Here is an 18,034-nt window from a genome sequence, read left to right as displayed (position 1 = left end):
TGAGCCCCCTGAAACGCAACGGGCCCCGCCAATGGCGGGGCCCGTTGCGTTGCGCCGTGGCAGGGTCAGCCGGGCTGCGCTCAGCCGGTGATGTTGTCGAGGATGCGCAGGCAGGGGGTCGCCTGGTTGAGTGTATAGAAGTGAAGGCCCGGGGCCCCGCCGTCGAGCAGCCGCTGGCAGAGCCGCGACACCACCTCCTCGCCGAAGGCGCCGATGGCCTCGCTGTCATCGCCATAGCTCTCGAGCTGCTTGCGGATCCAGCGCGGGATCTCGGCGCCGCAGGCGTCCGAGAAGCGCGCCAGCTTGGTGTAGTTGGTGATGGGCATGATGCCGGGCACGATCGGGGCCTCGACGCCCAGGGCACGCGCGCGATCGACGAAGTGGAAGTAGGACTCGGCGCTGAAGAAGTACTGGGTGATGGCGATGTCGGCGCCGGCCTTCATCTTGCGGGCGAAGTTGGCCAGGTCCTGTTCGAGGTTCGCCGCCTGGGGATGGGACTCCGGGTAGGCGGCCACGGCGATCTCGAAGTGGTCGCCGGTCTCCTCGCGGATGAACTCGACCAGCTCGTTGGCGTAGCGCAGCTGGCCGATGCCGCCCCCGCCCATGCCGGAGGGCATGTCGCCGCGCAGGGCCACCAGGCTGTCGATGCCCTCCTCCCGGTAGCGCGCGAGCAGCTCGCGCAGCGCGCCCTTGTCGCTGCCGATGCAGGAGAGGTGCGGCGCGGTGGTGAAGCCCGACTCGCGCACCATCCGCACGGTGTTCAGGGTGCGGTCCTGGGTGGAGCCGCCGGCACCGTAGGTGACCGAGAAGAAGCGCGGCGCGCGGCTGGCCAGGGCGTCGCGGACGCCGACCAGCTTCTCCCGCCCGGCGTCGGTGCTGGGCGGGAAGAACTCGAAGCTGATCCCCAGCGGGTGTTCCTGCATGCTCATCGGCTTACCTCATGAAAATGATGCATATTGCGGCTATTCTGACGGCTGGCCTGGCTGCCGACCAATGAAAGATACGCGAGGCTGCATCAATCCTGTTCATGCAGAGGCGGTCCCAGGGCCGCCATGACCCAGGGAAGGACATGACCACGATCGACCCCGGCACCCTGATGGGCCCGCTCTGGACCCTGCTCGCCTATATCGGCCTGGGCTGGCTGGCCGCCCGCCGGCTGGCGGTGGACCCGCGCCCCGTCGCCACCCTGCTGATCTACCTCGTCGCCCCGCTGACCTTCTTCCGCGGCCTGGTCCAGGGCGGGCCCACGCCCGGCTACCTGCTGCTCACCGCGGCGCTGTTCGCGCTGGCCAGCCTGGTCGCCGTGGTCGTCCATCAACTGGCGAGGCGCGGCTTCGCCCCCCAGGAGAGCGCCCTGCTGGCCTTCTCCTCCGGCACCGGCAACACCGGCTACTTCGGCCTGCCGGTGGCCCTGGTGCTGCTGCCGCCACAGGGAGTGACGCTCTACCTCTTCTGCGTGCTGGGGGTGACCCTCTACGAGTTCACGGTGGGCTTCTACTTGAGCGCCCGGGGGCAGTTCTCGGTGCGCCAGAGCCTGGCCAAGATCGTCCGGCTGCCGCTGATCTACGCCTTCCTCGCCGCCCTGCTGGTGAGCGGCCTGGAGCTCGGGGTGCCGGACGCGGTGATGCAGGGGCTGGCCACCTTCCCGGCGACCTACACCCTGCTCGGCATGATGATCATCGGCATGACCCTGGGACGGGTCAGCGTGCGGGAGTTCGACCTGCGCTTCATCGGCGCCTGCGTGGCGATCCGCTATGGCCTCTGGCCGCTGCTGTCGCTGGCCGCGGTGCTGGGCCTGCAGGCCCTCTTCCCGCTGTCGGGGGAACTGGCCCTGGCGCTGCTGCTGATCGGCGTGGTGCCCATGGCCGCCAACGTGGTGGTGGTGGCCATGGAGCTCGGCATCGCCCCGGAGAAAGGCGCCCTGGCGGTGCTGATCACCACCCTCGCCGCGCCGCTGCTGATCCCGCTCTATCTGATGCTGATGATGCGGCTCACCGGGCTCTCGTGATCAGTAGCGATAGGCGTCCGGCTTGTAGGGGCCGTCGACGGCGACGCCGGTGTAGTCGGCCTGCTCCTCGGTCATGCGGGTGACCACCCCGCCGAAGCCCTGCACCATGTAGCGTGCCACCTCCTCGTCGAGGTGGCGCGGCAGCACCGTCACGCCGAGGGCATCCCGCCGATCGCCCTCGGGCAGCTCGGCGAAGCGGCCATCGAAGAGGTGGATCTGCGCCAGCACCTGGTTGGCGAAGGAGCCATCCATCACCCGGGAGGGGTGGCCGGTGGCGTTGCCCAGGTTCACCAGGCGGCCCTCGGAGAGCAGGATCAGGTAGTCGCGGCTGTCGGGATCGAACTTCCCCGGCTTGCTGTCACGGTAGATCTGGTGCACCTGGGGCTTCACCTCCTCCCAGTGCCAGTGGCGACGCATGTAGGCGGTATCGATCTCGCTGTCGAAGTGGCCGATGTTGCAGACCACCGCGCCGGGCTTGAGCGCCTGGAGCATGGCGGCGTCGCAGGCATGGATATTACCGGTGGCGGTCACCACCAGGTCGACTCGCGAGAGCAGGTCGCGATCGATGCTCTCCAGGCCGCGGTTGATGCCCTCCCGGTAGGGCGAGACCACCTCATAACCGTCCATGCAGGCCTGCATGGCGCAGATCGGGTCGATCTCCACGATGCGCACGATCATGCCCTCCTGGCGCAGCGAGGCGGCCGAGCCCTTGCCCACGTCGCCGTACCCCACCACCAGCGCCTGCTTGCCGGCCAGCAGGTGGTCGGTGGCGCGCTTGATGGCGTCGTTGAGCGAGTGACGGCAGCCATACTTGTTGTCGTTCTTCGACTTGGTGACGGCATCGTTGACGTTGATCGCCGGCACCTTCAGCTGGCCGTCGCGCAGCATCTCCTGCAGGCGATGCACCCCGGTGGTGGTCTCTTCACTGATGCCGTGGATGGCATCCAGCAGCTCGGGGCGCTTCTCGTGGAGCAGCGCCGTCAGGTCGCCGCCATCATCCAGCACCAGGTTGGGGGTCCAGCCATCGGGGCCCTCCACGGTCTGCTCGATGCACCACCAGAACTCCTCCTCGCTCTCGCCCTTCCAGGCGAACACCGGGATGCCGGCGGCGGCGATGGCGGCCGCGGCGTGGTCCTGGGTGGAGAAGATGTTGCAGGACGACCAGCGCACCGTGGCCCCCAGGTCCACCAGGGTCTCGATCAGCACCGCGGTCTGGATGGTCATGTGGATGCAGCCGGCGATACGCGCGCCGGCCAGGGGCTGCTCGCCGCGGTACTTGTCGCGGATCGTCATCAGCGCCGGCATCTCGGTCTCGGCGATGCGGATCTCGCGACGTCCCCAGTCGGCGAGGGAGAGATCGGCGACCTTGCAGTCGGTGGCCACGGGGGCGGAAACGGCGGGGTGGTTCATCGAGCGACACCTCTTCGGGACGAAACGCGTGACCCCACTATAGGCAGTGAGCCCAACCCCGGACAACCAACGCAGGCGCACGCCTAGAAGCCGTCGATGTCGGCCTCGCCCAGCCGCCGCGCCAGGGCCCGCACCTCGGGATGGGCGAAGAAGTCGACCAGCGTCGTGGCGCGACCGGCGCCCACCCCGGGCAACGTCCTCCAGTCGCGACGACCATGGCCGCTCAGGGTCGCCCAGTCCGCCGGCAGGGCGGCCTCGACGCCGGGCGGCGCCCCCAGCGCCTGCAGCCAACGGGCAAACGCCGAGGCCCGCGCCGCCTCGAAGGTGGCCATCAGAGCGCCGGCGCGAACCTCGCCGATGCCGCGGGCGCGGCGCAACGCCCGCTCGTCCAGCGACAGCCAGTCCAGCAGCCCCTTGACCAGCCCCGCCTCGACCAGGGCCTGCCAGGTACCCGGCCCCACGCCGGGCAGGTCGAGCCCCTGCGGCCCACCCAGCCAGGCCAGGCGCTCGAGGAACTGCGCCCGGCAGCCAGACCGCGGCCGGAGGCAGCTCAGCTCGTGGTAGTCCGCCGCCGCGGGTGGGGCAATGTCCGGACGCTCGACGGCTCGCCAGGCCACGCGCTCCAGCCGGGGGATCGTCAGGCCGGCCAGGGCGATCACCACCTGGTCGCCGGGGCGGATATCGAGCGCCCGCCAGCGCTCAAGCGAGCCCAGGCCGACCCGGCGGATCGTCCGGCCCTCCAGCGCGACGGGATGCAGGTGCAGCAGCGGGGTGATGCGCCCGGTACGGCCGATGCGAAACTCGACGCCGCGCACCTCGGCGAGCGCCTCACGGGGCGGGTGCTTCCAGGCCGCGGCCCAGCCCGGTGGCTCGGCCCGCCACGCCGTGCCGGGCGGGCGATTACCCTGTCGCAACACCACCCCGTCGGTGGCGAAGGGCAGCGGGCCGCGGTACCAGCGCTCTCGCCAGCGAGCCACCTCGGCCAGGGTCGCCACCGGCCGTGTCAGGGCGGCGGCCTCATCGAAGCCCAGGCGCTCGAGCGCCTCGAGCCGCTCCTCCATCGCCGCCGGGCCATCCGGCCAGTCCCAGATGAAGAGGCCGACGCGCCGCGCCGCCTCGGTCGCCAGCGCATCGCGGGCCAGCAGCCCGATCACCTCGCTACGTGCACCGACGGTTCCCTCCTTGGCCTGGACATGGTCCACCAGGCGCAGGTGGAGCTCGCCCTGCAGGGTCGCATCGATCGCCTCCGGCAACCGCACGGGGATCGCCGGGATGCGGCGTGCCGCCGCCGTCCAGTCCTGGCCATGGCGCCCGTCCCCGCGGCTCACCGCCCGCACCAGGCGCCCCCGCTCGTAGGCCAGGGTCACCGCCACGCCATCCACCTTGGGCTGCACCCAGACATCGTCGCGGCGCGCCAGCCAGCGGCGCACCGCGGCTTCGCCCTCGAGCTTGGCGAGCCCGGTCTGGACCACGGGATGGGGCACCGGGCCGGCCGGACGCGCGTCGTCGTGCGCGCCACCCGCGTCCACCCCGGGGAAGCAGCGCTGCCAGGCCGCGAGCCGGGCCCGGGCCTGGTCATAGACGCCATCGGAGACCGGTGACGCGCCGCGGCGGTAGTAGGCGTCATCCCACCCGGCCAGCCGCTCGGCCAGGGCGGTGAGCTCGCGCTCAGCGCGCTCGTTGCTCCAGTCGGGACAGGCCATGGCCGGGGTCGGGAGGAGCGCGATGGAGAGGGCCAGCAGCCAGCCGGCGAGTGAGCGGGACATCAGGGCAGCTCCCTCGAAAGGTCTGCCCTGACCATAGCAACGGGCCCCGCCTGGCGCTGCCAGCGGGGCCCGTCATCGCCTGTAGGCGATCTCCTACAGCCCGGCGGCCTGGCGCAGGGCGTGGGCGCGGTCGGTCTTCTCCCAGGGGAAGGCCGTGAAGGTCTCGATATGCTCCTGACCCTGGGTGTCGGTCCAGGCGTAGCTGGTCTCGAAGGGCTCGCGACCGAAGTGGCCATAGGCCGCGGTCAGCTGGTACATGGGATGCAGCAGGTCGAGCATGCGGGTGATGGCGTTGGGCCGCAGGTCGAAGTGCTCGCGTACCAGCTCGATGATCCGTGCGTCGTCCACCCGGCCGGTACCGAAGGTGTTGACCGCGACCGAGGTGGGCTCGGCCACGCCGATGGCGTAGGAGACCTGGATCTCGCACTTGTCGGCGAGCCCCGCGGCGACCAGGTTCTTGGCGACGTAGCGGCCGGCATAGGCGGCGCTTCGGTCGACCTTGGAGGGGTCCTTGCCGGAGAAGGCGCCGCCGCCATGGCGGGCGGTGCCGCCATAGGTATCGACGATGATCTTGCGCCCGGTCAGGCCGCAGTCGCCCACCGGGCCGCCGATCACGAACTTGCCGGTGGGGTTGATATGGTACTTGGTGGTCGCGGTCAGCCACTCGGCGGGGATCACCTGCTCGATGATCTCGCGGCGCACCATCTTGCGCAGCTCCTCCTGGTCGATCTCCGGGTCGTGCTGGGTGGAGAGCACCACGGCATCCACGGCGCAGGGCTTGCCCAGCTCGTCGTAGCGGAAGGTCAGCTGGCTCTTGGCGTCCGGGCGCAGCCAGGGCAGCAGCCCGTGCTTGCGCAGCTCGGCCTGACGCTCCACCAGCCGGTGCGCGTAGTGGATCGGCGCCGGCATGTAGGAGTCGGTCTCGTTGGTGGCGTAGCCGAACATCAGGCCCTGGTCGCCGGCGCCCTGGTCCTCGGGCGTGTTGCGGTCGACCCCCTGGGCGATGTCCACGCTCTGCTTGCCGATCAGGTTGAGCACGCCACAGGTCTCGCCGTCGAAGCCGACGTCAGAGGAGGTGTAGCCGATGCCGGTGATCACCTCGCGCACCAGCGCCTCGAGGTCAACCCAGGCCGAGGTGGTGATCTCGCCGGCGACGATGGCCACGCCGGTCTTGACCAGAGTCTCGCAGGCCACCCTGGCGTTCTTGTCGCGGGCGATGATGGCGTCGAGCACCGCATCGGAGATCTGGTCGGCGATCTTGTCCGGATGCCCTTCGGACACGGACTCGGAGGTGAACAGGGAGTATTCGCTCATGGCGTCCTCGGCCCTCTTGGTATCGGCAATAGGCAGTCGCGAAGTCTACACGCTGCGGCTCTCCCGGGCATCCGCGATTTGAGTCAGGGCGGCAAGTCGGCGACAATGAGCGCCCGAATTCGACCGCGCCGCCCCGTCCCGCGGCGTCACCCAGCCAGAAGCCACGTCCGGCCACTCCCCCTGGCCCGACCGTGTCGTGGCCTCCATTCTGCCGCAGGCGAGGAGCTTCCCATGCCGTCCCGTTTCGAACTGGCCAATGCCATACGTGCCCTCTCCATGGATGCCGTCCAGAAGGCCAACTCCGGCCACCCCGGCGCGCCCATGGGCATGGCCGACATCGCCGAGGTGCTGTGGAACGACTATCTCGTCCACAATCCGGCCGACCCCCACTGGCCCGACCGCGACCGCTTCGTGCTCTCCAACGGCCACGGCTCCATGCTGCTCTACTCCCTGCTGCACCTGACCGGCTACGAGCTCGGCCTCGAGGAGCTGCAGAACTTCCGCCAGCTGCACGCCAAGACCGCCGGCCACCCGGAATACGGCTATGCGCCGGGCGTCGAGACCACCACCGGCCCGCTGGGCCAGGGGCTGGCCAACGCGGTGGGCATGGCGCTGGCCGAGCGCACCCTGGCGGCCCAGTTCAACCGCCCCGGCCACACCGTCGTCGACCACCACACCTGGTGCTTCGTCGGCGACGGCTGCCTGATGGAGGGCATCTCCCACGAGGTCGCCTCGCTGGCGGGCACCCAGCAGCTCGGCAAGCTGATCACATTCTATGACGACAACGGCATCTCCATCGACGGCGAGGTCGAGGGCTGGTTCACCGACGACACCGCCAAGCGCTTCGAGGCCTATGGCTGGCACGTGGTGCCCAATGTCGACGGCCACAAGCCCGAGGAGATCAAGGCCGCCATCGAGCTGGCCAAGAGCCACGACGACAGGCCCAGCCTGATCATCTGCAAGACCATCATCGGCTTCGGGGCGCCCAACAAGCAGGGCAAGGAAGAGTGCCACGGCGCCGCGCTCGGCGACGAGGAAGTGGCCGCCGCCCGCAAGCAGCTCGACTGGCCCCACGCGCCCTTCCATGTGCCCGAGGAGATCTACCGCGGCTGGGATGCCACCGAGGCCGGCCAGGCCCGCCAGGACGCCTGGCAGGAGCGCCTCGCGCGCTATGCCGAGGCCTTCCCCGAGGAGGCCAGGGAGCTCCAGCGCCGCCTCAAGGGCGAGCTGCCGATGGCGCTGACCAGCGAGGCGATGGTCGAGGAGGCCCAGGCCAGGGGCGACAGCGTCGCCAGCCGCAAGGCGTCGCTCGCCTGCCTCGACGAGCTCGGCCCCCAGCTGCCGGAGCTGCTCGGCGGCAGCGCCGACCTGGCCCCCTCCAACCTCACCTTCTGGAAGGGTGCCCAGGCGATCAGCCCCGACGCGCCCGGCGGCAACTACCTGCACTACGGCGTGCGCGAGTTCGGCATGGCCGCCATGATGAACGGCATCGCCCTGCACGGCGGCTTCGTGCCCTACGGCGCCACCTTCCTGATCTTCTCGGAATACATGCGCAATGCCGTGCGCATGGCGGCGCTGATGGGCACGCAGGTCATCCATGTGTTCACCCATGACTCCATCGGCCTGGGCGAGGACGGCCCGACCCACCAGCCGATCGAGCAGCTGACCACCCTGCGCTCCACCCCCAACCTGGCCACCTGGCGCCCCTGCGACACGGTGGAGACCGCCGCGGCCTGGAATGCCGCCATCAAGCGCCGCTCCGGCCCCACGGCCCTGGTCTTCTCTCGCCAGGAACTGCCCCACCAGGCACGCAGCAAGCAGCAGCTGGCCGATATCCAGCGCGGCGGATACGTATTGAAGGAAAGCGTCCTCAAGGACGAGGCGGTAACGCCTGACCTTATCCTGATCGCCACCGGCTCCGAGGTCGGCCTGGCCATGGACGCCGCCGCCAGGCTCGAGGAGCAGGGGCGCGCCGTGCGCGTGGTCTCCATGCCCTCCACCGACACCTTCGACCGCCAGGACGCCGAGTACCGCGAGCGGGTGCTGCCCGCCGCCGTCACCGCACGCCTGGCCGTCGAGGCCGGCCATCGCGACTTCTGGTACAAGTACGTGGGCCTGAACGGGGCCATCGTCGGCATGACCACCTTCGGCGAGTCCGCCCCGGCCGGTGACCTGTTCAAGCACTTCGGTTTCACCGTGGAGCACGTGGTCGCCGAGGCGTCGGCCCTGCTGGGCTGAGCCCGTCAGGCGTCTCCGCGTTCCGAACGCAAGCGGGCCCGGCAGATGCCGGGCCCGCTTGCGTTGGTGGACATGATCGCCTCAGGCGAGGGTCACCTCGGGGGACAGGTAGACGTCCTGGATGGCGTTGAGCAGTTCGATGCCCTCGGCCGTGGGCTTCTGGAAGGCCTTGCGCCCGGAGATCAGCCCCATGCCACCGGCACGCTTGTTGATCACCGCGGTGCGCACCGCCTCGGCGAGGTCGGAGGCGCCCTTGGAGCCACCGCCGGAGTTGATCAGCCCGGCACGCCCCAGGTAGCAGTTGGCCACCTGGTAGCGCGCCAGGTCGATGGGGTTATCCGAGGTCAGCTCGTCGTAGACCTTGGCATGGGTATGGCCGAAGCCGATGTCACGATAGCCGCCGTTGGTCTCGGGCAGCTTCTGCTTGACGATATCGGCCTTGAGGGTGGCCGCCAGGTGGTTGGCCTGGCCGGTCAGGTCGGCGGCCACATGGTAGTTGGTGCCATCCGTCTTGAAGTCCGGGTTGCGCAGGTAGGCCCAGAGCACCGTGACCATGCCCAGTTCATGGGCGCGCTCGAAGGCCTCGCTGATCTCCATGATCTGGCGACGGCTCTCGTGGGAGCCGAAGTAGATGGTCGCCCCCACGGCCACGCAGCCCATCTCGAAGGCCTGCTCGACCTGGGCGAACAGCGTCTGGTCGTAGATCGCCGGGTAGCTCAGCGTCTCGTTGTGGTTGAGCTTGAGGATCATCGGGATCCGGTGGGCATAGCGGCGCGCCACGCTGGCCAGGCCGCCGAGGGTCGAGGCCACGGCGTTGCAGCCGCCCTCGATGGCCAGCTCGACGATGTTGGCCGGGTCGAAGTAGCGCGGGTTCGGCGCGAAGGAGGCCCCCGCCGAGTGCTCGATGCCCTGGTCCACCGGCAGGATGCTGAGATAGCCGGTGCCGGCCAGGCGGCCGTGGTCGAACAGCGCCTGCATGTTGCGCAGCACGTTGGGGCGACGGTCGCTCTGGGCCATCACCCGGTCGACGAAGTCCGGGCCGGGCGGGTGGATCGTCTCGGCGGGCACGCCGCGGCAGACGTGTCCCAGCAGGGTGTCGGCCTCGCTGCCGAGCAGCTTGGTGATATCGTTCATGTCGTTCCTCTCCTTGGTACCGGTGAATACGCTCTTCCCAGCGTAGGGGAAAACCGTACCGAGAGGAGGCCGCGCATGCAACGGCAGCGCCCGCGTCCGGCAGGCGCTCCCGGGTCAGCGCCCGCTCAGGCCGCCTTGACCTCGAGCCGATGGGCGGGGGACGCCACTCGAGCTGACATCGCCCCGGTAATCTGCACAATAGGAGCACTTCGACGCTTTCCAAGGGGCTCGGATGCGCCGGCCCCTGCTCACGAACGCTCTTCACGTAAGGACATCCCATGCCGGTATTACGCGGCTTTCTCTGGCTGCTGGGCTTCCTGCTGCTCGGCGAGGTCCTGGTGACGCTCACCGGGCTGCCGGTCTCCGCCGGCGTGGTCGGCATGCTGCTGCTGACGGCCTGGCTGCTGCTCCACGGCGGCGGCTTCGACGACATCGCCGCCGCGGCCCAGCCGCTGATCGCCGTGCTGGCGATGCTGATCATGCCGGGGGTGGTGGGCGTCTTCTTCCTCGTCGACGAGCTCGCCGGCCAGTGGACGGCGATCCTCGCGGCGCTGGTCGGTGGCACCCTGCTAAGCGTGTTCACCACCCTGTGGCTGATGCGCCGGCTGATGGGGGAGAGAGACGACGACGCCAGGGACACTGGCCATGGCTGAGCTGCTCGACCACCTGCTGGCCACCCCGATCCTGGCCATCGCCCTGACGCTGGCCGCCAATGTCGCCGGCATTCGGCTGCTCAGGGCCCTCGGCGCCCCCGCCTGGTGCCCGCCGATCCTGGTCGCCTCGCTGCTGCTGGCCGGCGTGCTGGCCCTGCTCTCCATCGACTACGCGGACTATCGCCGGGGGGCGGCCTGGCTGATGCTGCTGCTGGGCCCGGCCACGGTGGCCCTGGGGTTGCCGCTGCACCAGCAGATGCCGCAGATCCGCCTGCTGTGGCGGCCGCTGCTGGCCTGCCTGCCGCTGGCGGCGCTGCTCGCCGCCGCCTATGCGGTGGGCATCGCCTGGCTGTTCGGCGCCCCACCCGAGACGCTCGCCTCCCTGGCGCCCAAGTCGGTCACGGCCCCCATCGCCATCGGCATCACCGAACAGCTCGGCGGCTCGGTCTCGCTGATGATGGGGGGCCTGCTGATCACCGGGGTGGTGGCCATCGGCGCCGTCGGCCTGGGCGCGCGCCTGCTGGGGATCCGCGACGAGCGCATCATCGGCTTCGCCCTGGGCCTCAATGGCCACGCCCTGGGCACGGTGCGCGCCTTCGAGATCGGCCCCGTCGCCGGCGCCTTCGCCTCGCTGGGCATGAGCCTGTGCGGCATCGTCAGCGCCCTGCTGCTGCCGCTCGCCTGGCGACTGGTGGGCCCCTAGAGCAGACGATCGGGGCGCAGATGCGCTAGAATCGCCGCTTCGTGTTTCCCGGTCCCGGAGTCCCTGTCACCCCCATGGCCCTTCGCATCGCCATCAATGGTTACGGTCGCATCGGCCAGTGCGTGCTGCGCGCCCTCGTCGAGGCAGAGGCGTCGCGCCACGCCTCGCACGACGAGCCGCGCCTGGAGATCGTGGCGATCAACGAGCTCTCGGATCTCGCCACCATCGCCTACCTGACCCGCTACGACACCACCCATGGCCGCTTCCCGGGCAGCGTGGAAGTGAAGGGCGAGCGCCTGGTGGTGAACGGCCGGGCCATCCGGGTGCTCTGCGAGCCCGATCCGGCGAAGCTGCCCTGGCGCGAGCTCGGCATCGACCTGGTGCTGGAGTGTTCCGGCAGCTTTCGCGACCGGGCCACCGCCGAGCGCCACCTCGCCTCCGGCGCCGGGCGGCTGCTGTTCTCCCAGCCCGCGGAGAGCGACGTCGATGCCACCATCGTCAGCGGCATCAACGACCATACCCTGGCCGCGCACCACCGCATCGTCTCCGCGGCCTCCTGCACCACCAACTGCCTGGTGCCGGTGCTCACCGTGCTCGACGAGGCGCTTCAGATCGAGCACGGCGTGACCACCACCATCCACTCGGCGATGAACGACCAGCCGGTGATCGACGCCTACCACCAGACCGACCTGCGCCTGACCCGCTCGGCGATGCACTCCATCGTGCCGGTGGACACCGGGCTGGCCCGCGGCATCAATCGCCTGATGCCCCACCTGGCCGGTCGCTTCGAGTGCCTGCACGTGCGGGTGCCGACCATCAATGTCTCGACCATGGACCTGTCGATCTGCGTGCGCCGCGACACCACGGCCGAGGCGGTCAACGCCCTGCTGGCCGAGGCGAGCCGTGGCCGCCTCGCCGGACGGCTCGGCTACACCGAGGAGCCGGTGGCCTCGGTCGACTTCAACCACGATCCGCGCTCCGGTATCGTGGACGCCACCCAGACCCGGGTGGCCGGTGGCCGCCTGGTCAAGCTGCTGTGCTGGTTCGACAACGAGTGGGGCTTCGCCAACCGCATGCTCGATGTCGCCCGGCGCCTGGCCGCCCTGCCCCCGGCACCGCCCGGCACTCCTGACAGATGATCTCCCTTCGGCTTTCCCCAGACGAGGAACCTGCTTCCATGAACGTGCGCAAGATGACCGACCTCGACCTCAACGGCCAGCGGCTGCTGATCCGCGAGGACCTGAACGTGCCCGTCAAGCACGGCAAGGTGACCAGCGACGCCCGCCTGCGGGCCAGCCTGCCGACCATCCAGGCCGCCCTGGACGGCGGCGCCCGGGTGATGCTGATGAGCCACCTGGGCCGCCCCACCGAGGGCGAGCCGGCCGAGGAGTTCTCGCTGGCGCCGGTGGCCGAGCACCTGGGCGAGCTGCTGGGTCGCCCGGTGCGCCTGGTTAAGGACTACCTGGGCGGCGCGGTCGAGGTCGCCGACGGCGAGGTGGTGCTGCTGGAGAACGTGCGCTTCAACCCGGGCGAGAAGAAGGACGACGAGGCGCTCGCCCGGCAGTATGCCGCGCTCTGCGACGTCTTCGTGATGGACGCCTTCGGCACCGCCCACCGCGCCCAGGCCTCCACCCATGGCGTAGCGCGCTTCGCCCCCACCGCCTGCGCCGGCCCGCTGCTGGCGGCCGAGCTCGACGCCCTGGAAAAGGCGCTTGCCACTCCGGCGCGCCCCATGGTCGCGGTGGTCGGCGGCTCCAAGGTCTCCACCAAGCTCGAGGTGCTCAACGCCCTCTCCGAGAAGTGCGACCAGCTGATCGTCGGCGGCGGCATCGCCAACACCTTCATCGCCGCGGCCGGCTACAACGTGGGCAAGTCACTGCACGAGGCCGAGCTGATCGGCCAGGCCCGGGCGCTGATGGAGCGGGTCGAGATCCCGCTGCCCACCGACGTGGTGGTGGCCACCGAGTTCTCCGAGTCGGCCGAGGCCGTGGTCAAGCCGGTCGACCAGGTGACCGACGACGAGATGATCCTCGACATCGGCCCGGAGACCGCCGGCCGCCTGGGCGGCCTGCTCAAGGATGCCGGCACCATCCTGTGGAATGGCCCGGTGGGCGTGTTCGAGATCGACCAGTTCGGCAAGGGCACCGAGGCGCTGTCGCTGGCCATCGCCGAGAGCAACGGCTTCTCCATCGCCGGCGGCGGCGACACCCTGGCGGCCATCGACAAGTACGCCATCGAGGACCGCGTCTCCTACATCTCCACCGGTGGCGGCGCCTTCCTCGAGTACGTGGAAGGCAAGACCCTGCCGGCGGTGAAGGCCCTGGAAGACGCCGCCGCCCGCTGAGGCACCCGCACCCTCGAACGCCACTATCCGGCGTGGCCACCGCGGCCACGCCGTCATGACTTCCTCATACAGAACAGGTGAACCCATGGCTCTGATCACCATGCGCCAGCTGCTGGACCACGCCGCCGAGCATGGCTACGGCGTGCCGGCCTTCAACGTCAACAACCTCGAGCAGATGCGCGCCATCATGGAGGCCGCCGACGAGACCGACTCCCCGGTGATCGTCCAGGCCTCCGCCGGTGCCCGCAAGTATGCCGGCGCCCCCTTCCTGCGCCACCTCATCCTGGCCGCCGTCGAGGAGTTCCCGCACATCCCGGTGGTCATGCACCAGGACCACGGCACCAGCCCCGCCGTCTGCCAGCGCTCCATCCAGCTCGGCTTCTCCTCGGTGATGATGGACGGCTCCCTGGGCGAGGACGGCAAGACGCCGATGGACTACGACTACAATGTCGACGTCACCCGCCGCACCGTGGAGATGGCCCATGCCTGCGGCGTCTCGGTGGAGGGCGAGCTGGGCTGCCTGGGCAGCCTGGAGACCGGCATGGCCGGCGAGGAGGACGGCATCGGCGCCGAGGGCAAGCTGGACCACGACCAGCTGCTCACCGACCCGGAAGAGGCCGCCGACTTCGTCAAGGCCACCGGCGTGGATGCCCTGGCCATCGCCATCGGCACCAGCCACGGCGCCTACAAGTTCACCAAGCCGCCCACCGGCGATACCCTCTCCATCCAGCGCATCAAGGAGATCCACGCCCGTATCCCAGAGACCCACCTGGTGATGCACGGCTCCTCCTCGGTGCCCCAGGAGTGGCTGGCGGTGATCAACGAGTTCGGTGGCGCCATCCCCGAGACCTATGGCGTGCCGGTCGAAGAGATCGTCGAGGGCATCAAGCACGGCGTGCGCAAGGTCAACGTCGACACCGACCTGCGCCTGGCCTCCACCGGGGCGGTGCGCCGCTTCCTGGCCGAGAACCCCGCCGAGTTCGACCCGCGCAAGTTCCTCAAGGCCTCCACGGCCGCCATGAAGGCGATCTGCAAGGCGCGTTACGAGGCCTTCGGCACCGCCGGCAACGCGAGCAAGATCACGCCGATCAACCTCGAGGAGATGTTCCTGCGCTACGAGCGCGGCGAGCTCGCCCCCAGGGTGAAGTGATCAAGGCGCGTTGATCCACAGGGGCGGCCGCGGGCCGCCCCTGTCGTTTCCGGCGCATGCCAACCTCAGCGGAGGCGGCCGACCACGTCCAGGCCCTCGCCACTCGGCCTGGCCACGACGATCTCGCCGGATCCGACGCCACCGCCCACCAGGGCAGTGATGTTGACCTGGTGGGTGACCAGCACCAGCGTGCCCTCGCCATCCCAGTCGCGAATCATGGCGCGTGCGGCGCGGGTGCGATCGTCGGCCTCGCCACGGTCGCGGAAGAAGGAGTCCAGCGCCGGGGTGGGAATGACCTCGCCGAGCCCCAGCAGCTCGGCGGTCTCCAGGCAACGACACCAGCGGCTGGAGCGCACCGCCGCCACCTCGATACCCTTCTCGCGAAACCGCTCGCCGATCCGGCTCGCCTGCTCACGTCCTTCTGCGGAAAGGTTGCGCTGGGTGGTGCAGTCGTCGAGCACGAAACCCGCCGGGTCGCCGATGCCGGGGGCCAGGGCATGGCGCATCAGCGCCACATGCCCGCCGCCGGCCAGCGCGGCCCAGGCCGCCGCCTCGTCCTGCCGTGCCTGAGCGTCGGCCTGACGGGGAGAAGCCAGGCCCATGATGGCTGGCAACAGAAGGGCCAGCACCAGCAAGGCCTGCCGCGATGGCATCGGAAGGCGTCGCATCTCGTTGACCTCGCAAGCTGAGCACAGGGGACAGGCCCCCTCGTGCGTTCAGCCTAGCCTACATCACCCGGCCAGAGCGGTCTGGCCAACCGGCCGGACAGGCACTGGCCTAGTAACGCGCCCGGAAGTGCCATTCGTCGCGACCGACCTCGTTGCGGATCGCCGCGACGATGTCGGGATCGAGGGCGGGATCATCCGGGGCATACACACCGCAGCCAGCCAAGGCGCGACGAGGGCTGACCGTGTCGCTCAGCCGAGCGTAGACCACCCGCACGCAGCAGGGCATCCGCTCGCTGCTGTCGGCCACGCCTAACTTGAGGCCGGTGAGCCGGGACACATGACTCTTGAAGCTGGGAAACAGGATGGTCTGGGTGATCTCGTGGCCGTTTAGCGACTCATGATCGACGAGAAAAAGGCGATCGGTCAGCAACAAAGCCACTCCACGGTAACGATTGTGGCAGGAGCGTCCACCGGCCAGGGACGGCATGCGCTCGGTGCGCTGGTAAAGCACGGCGTCGCCGCGCCGCTCGAGGCAGACCAGGGTACACAGCACGCGTCCGGGCTGGGACATTGACAGGTAATACTCATGATAGCAGCCAAGATAGCGTGACATGCCCAGCCGCCCATTCTCGAGAAGCGTGGCGGGAATTCCCGGAGAGGACGCTTGCCGCGAGGGGCCACCCAGCGTCTCGGGACGCAGCCGGACCAATGGCTGAAAGTCATCGTGGGGCAAGAGGATCTCGTGGACCTCGACTCCGAAGAAGTCGCAGATGCGACGCATGGTGCTGTCGGCAGGCTTGTAACGACCGCTCAGGTAACGATTGAACTGGGCCCGGTTTATGTCTAGTCGGCGACAAACCTCGGCGATGGAGCGGTAATAGCTGCACAGCAGCCGCAGATTGGCCGCGAAGTCGTGATGCATATCGATGTCCCCGCCCATGACACCCGAAGACTGGTGCAGTCTGATGCACCTTGTGCGAAGAATGGTGCGCCAGGCTGCAACAGGGCGTCAAATTCCATCCCGCTCGCAAGGTGATTAAATCGGACACACGACTCGCAAGCGCAATCCCAACAACACAAGAGCGGAGACAATTCATGTTGAATTTCCTTAACGACCTGCTGTGGGGCAAGGTCCTGCTCGTGCTGCTGATCGCGGTCGGCGTCGGCTTCACGGTGGCCTCTCGCTTCGTTCAGTTCCGCTACTTCGGCCGCATGTTCCAGATCCTCGGCGCCAGCCAGGCCTTCAGGCGCGACAAGCACGGCCACCTCAGCTCCTTCCAGGCACTGGTGCTCTCGGTGGCCGGGCGCGTCGGGGGTGGCAACATCGCCGGCGTGGCCGTAGCCATCACCCTCGGCGGCCCAGGGGCGGTGTTCTGGATGTGGATGGTCGGCCTGATGGGCATGGCGACCAGCTTCCTCGAGTGCACCCTGGCACAGACCTACAAGGAGGCCGAAGCGGACGGCACCTACCGCGGTGGACCTGCCTACTATATCCGCAAAGGGCTGGGTAGCCGCTGGTCCTGGCTGGCGGGGCTCTACTCGATTCTGCTGCTGGTCACCTTCGGCTTCGGGTTCACCGCCCTGCAGTCCTATGCGGTAGCGACCTCCTTCGGCGACGCCTTCGGCGTGCCGGTGCTCTACAGCGGCCTCGCCCTGGCCATGCTGGTAGGGCTGATCATCTTCGGTGGCATCAAGCGCATCGCACGCATTTCCGAAGTGCTGGTCCCCTTCATGGCCGGTGGCTATATCCTGATCGCGCTGCTCGTTCTGATCATGAATATCAGCGAGCTTCCTGCGGTGATCACGCTGATCGTGAAGAGCGCCTTCGGCCTGGAACCGGCCATCGGCGGCGGCATTGGAGCAGCGATCATGATGGGCGTGAAGCGCGGCCTGTTCTCCAACGAGGCAGGGCTTGGCAGCGCCCCGAACGTGGCGGCGGTGGCCTATGTGCCGCACCCCGCCAACCAGGGCATCGTGCAGGCCTTCTCGGTATTCATCGACACCGTGATCATCTGCTCGGCTACGGCCTTCATGATTCTGCTCAGCGGCGTCTACGATCCGGCCTCGACCAATGAGGTCGCAGGCATTGCCCTGACGCAGGCGTCGATGGCCGATCACGTCGGAGAATGGGGACGCACCTTCGTCAGCCTGGCACTGCTGCTGTTCGCCTTCAGCACCATCCTCTACAACTACTACCTGGGCGAAAACAGCCTCAACTTCTTCAGCCGAGACAACCATACCCTGTTCAACGCCTTCCGCGTCGCCATCGTGCTGCTGGTATGCTGGGGCGCGACCACCGATCTGGGCACCGTGTTCGGCTTTGCCGACGTGACCATGGGCCTGCTGGCGGTGGCCAACCTGATCGCCCTGATCATGCTGTTCAAGCCGGGCCTGCGCATCCTCAGGGACTTCGACGGCCAGATCCGCGACGGCATCAAGCAGCCGATCTTCGATGCCACCCAGCACCCCGACATGGACCTGGATCCCAAGGCCTGGGAGATCGAGCCGGAAGACCTCGAGCGCATGCATGACGTCCTCGGCAACGCACCGGCCCGCGCCCGGCAGTGACCCGCCTCACCCGCTTGCCCGACACCCAAGGCAAGCCCACGGCCCCGCCCGAGCGGGAGGGGCCTGTCCTCTTCCTTC

The 18,034-nt window shown here is 69.0% G+C and carries 15 protein-coding genes; 8 read left to right on the top strand and 7 right to left on the bottom strand.

What is annotated here, in order from left to right:
* Positions 1-80: 80 nt before the first annotated feature.
* Positions 81-929, bottom strand: coding sequence for a methylenetetrahydrofolate reductase [NAD(P)H] (metF, locus tag DFP85_RS02730; RefSeq protein WP_133634716.1), 849 nt, complete (start codon positions 927-929; stop codon positions 81-83).
* A gap of 140 nt (positions 930-1,069) precedes the next feature.
* On the opposite strand from metF, the gene DFP85_RS02725 reads away from it, so the two are divergent.
* A complete protein-coding gene (locus DFP85_RS02725; protein ID WP_133634714.1) occupies positions 1,070-2,008 on the top strand; it encodes an AEC family transporter in 939 nt (312 codons plus the stop codon).
* Here the strand turns inward: DFP85_RS02725 and ahcY are convergent, their stop codons facing one another.
* From ahcY to metK, 3 genes are all read right to left on the bottom strand, one after another.
* Positions 2,009-3,418: an adenosylhomocysteinase gene (gene ahcY / locus DFP85_RS02720; protein ID WP_133634712.1), complete on the bottom strand. Its 1,410-nt coding sequence runs from the start codon at positions 3,416-3,418 to the stop codon at positions 2,009-2,011.
* A gap of 83 nt (positions 3,419-3,501) precedes the next feature.
* Positions 3,502-5,184 (bottom strand): NAD-dependent DNA ligase LigB, encoded by a 1,683-nt coding sequence (gene ligB, locus DFP85_RS02715; protein WP_133634710.1) that lies wholly within the window; start codon positions 5,182-5,184, stop codon positions 3,502-3,504.
* A gap of 93 nt (positions 5,185-5,277) precedes the next feature.
* Positions 5,278-6,498, bottom strand: a complete 1,221-nt coding sequence (gene metK, locus DFP85_RS02710) for a methionine adenosyltransferase (RefSeq protein WP_133634708.1) — start codon at positions 6,496-6,498, stop codon at positions 5,278-5,280.
* A 231-nt stretch (positions 6,499-6,729) separates the two neighbouring features.
* Here metK and tkt point away from each other — a divergent pair, with 231 nt between their 5' ends.
* The gene (gene tkt / locus DFP85_RS02705; RefSeq protein WP_133634706.1) at positions 6,730-8,736 is read left to right on the top strand and encodes a transketolase; all 2,007 of its coding nucleotides are present in this window, start codon (positions 6,730-6,732) and stop codon (positions 8,734-8,736) included.
* An 81-nt stretch (positions 8,737-8,817) separates the two neighbouring features.
* On the opposite strand, the gene DFP85_RS02700 is transcribed toward tkt, so the two are convergent.
* Positions 8,818-9,870: a class I fructose-bisphosphate aldolase gene (locus DFP85_RS02700; RefSeq protein ID WP_133634704.1), complete on the bottom strand. Its 1,053-nt coding sequence runs from the start codon at positions 9,868-9,870 to the stop codon at positions 8,818-8,820.
* A gap of 278 nt (positions 9,871-10,148) precedes the next feature.
* On the opposite strand from DFP85_RS02700, the gene DFP85_RS02695 reads away from it, so the two are divergent.
* The 5 genes from DFP85_RS02695 to fba all read left to right on the top strand — a co-directional run bounded on the left by DFP85_RS02695 (position 10,149) and on the right by fba (position 14,720).
* Positions 10,149-10,523, top strand: coding sequence for a CidA/LrgA family protein (locus tag DFP85_RS02695; RefSeq protein WP_133634696.1), 375 nt, complete (start codon positions 10,149-10,151; stop codon positions 10,521-10,523).
* Entirely contained in the window at positions 10,516-11,226 is a 711-nt protein-coding gene (locus tag DFP85_RS02690) for an LrgB family protein (protein ID WP_133634694.1), read from the top strand. The genes DFP85_RS02695 and DFP85_RS02690 overlap by 8 nt, the downstream gene beginning before the upstream one ends.
* Positions 11,227-11,300: 74 nt before the next feature.
* Complete coding sequence (locus tag DFP85_RS02685) at positions 11,301-12,365, top strand: type I glyceraldehyde-3-phosphate dehydrogenase (RefSeq protein WP_133634692.1); 1,065 nt, start codon at positions 11,301-11,303, stop codon at positions 12,363-12,365.
* A 38-nt stretch (positions 12,366-12,403) separates the two neighbouring features.
* On the top strand, positions 12,404-13,570 hold the full coding sequence (locus DFP85_RS02680; protein WP_133634690.1) for a phosphoglycerate kinase: 1,167 nt from the start codon (positions 12,404-12,406) through the stop codon (positions 13,568-13,570).
* Positions 13,571-13,655: 85 nt separating this feature from the next.
* On the top strand, positions 13,656-14,720 hold the full coding sequence (gene fba, locus DFP85_RS02675) for a class II fructose-bisphosphate aldolase (protein ID WP_133634688.1): 1,065 nt from the start codon (positions 13,656-13,658) through the stop codon (positions 14,718-14,720).
* A 65-nt stretch (positions 14,721-14,785) separates the two neighbouring features.
* Here the strand turns inward: fba and DFP85_RS02670 are convergent, their stop codons facing one another.
* Both DFP85_RS02670 and DFP85_RS02665 read right to left on the bottom strand, forming a co-directional pair.
* Positions 14,786-15,388 carry a histidine phosphatase family protein gene (locus DFP85_RS02670; RefSeq protein WP_243737183.1) on the bottom strand — a complete coding sequence of 201 codons (603 nt, stop codon included), beginning with the start codon at positions 15,386-15,388 and terminating at the stop codon, positions 14,786-14,788.
* 109 nt (positions 15,389-15,497) lie between these two features.
* Entirely contained in the window at positions 15,498-16,310 is an 813-nt protein-coding gene (locus tag DFP85_RS02665) for a helix-turn-helix transcriptional regulator (RefSeq protein ID WP_133634686.1), read from the bottom strand.
* A 173-nt stretch (positions 16,311-16,483) separates the two neighbouring features.
* Between DFP85_RS02665 and DFP85_RS02660 the strand changes: the two genes are divergently transcribed.
* Positions 16,484-17,956, top strand: coding sequence for an alanine/glycine:cation symporter family protein (locus tag DFP85_RS02660; RefSeq protein WP_133634684.1), 1,473 nt, complete (start codon positions 16,484-16,486; stop codon positions 17,954-17,956).
* Positions 17,957-18,034 lie beyond the last annotated feature (78 nt).

It is taken from the genome of Halomonas ventosae (genome assembly GCF_004363555.1).
Taxonomy (GTDB): Bacteria; Pseudomonadota; Gammaproteobacteria; order Pseudomonadales; family Halomonadaceae; genus Halomonas; species Halomonas ventosae.
Note: the sequence above shows the minus strand (reverse complement) of the source record. Positions and strands in the feature narration are given on the sequence as shown.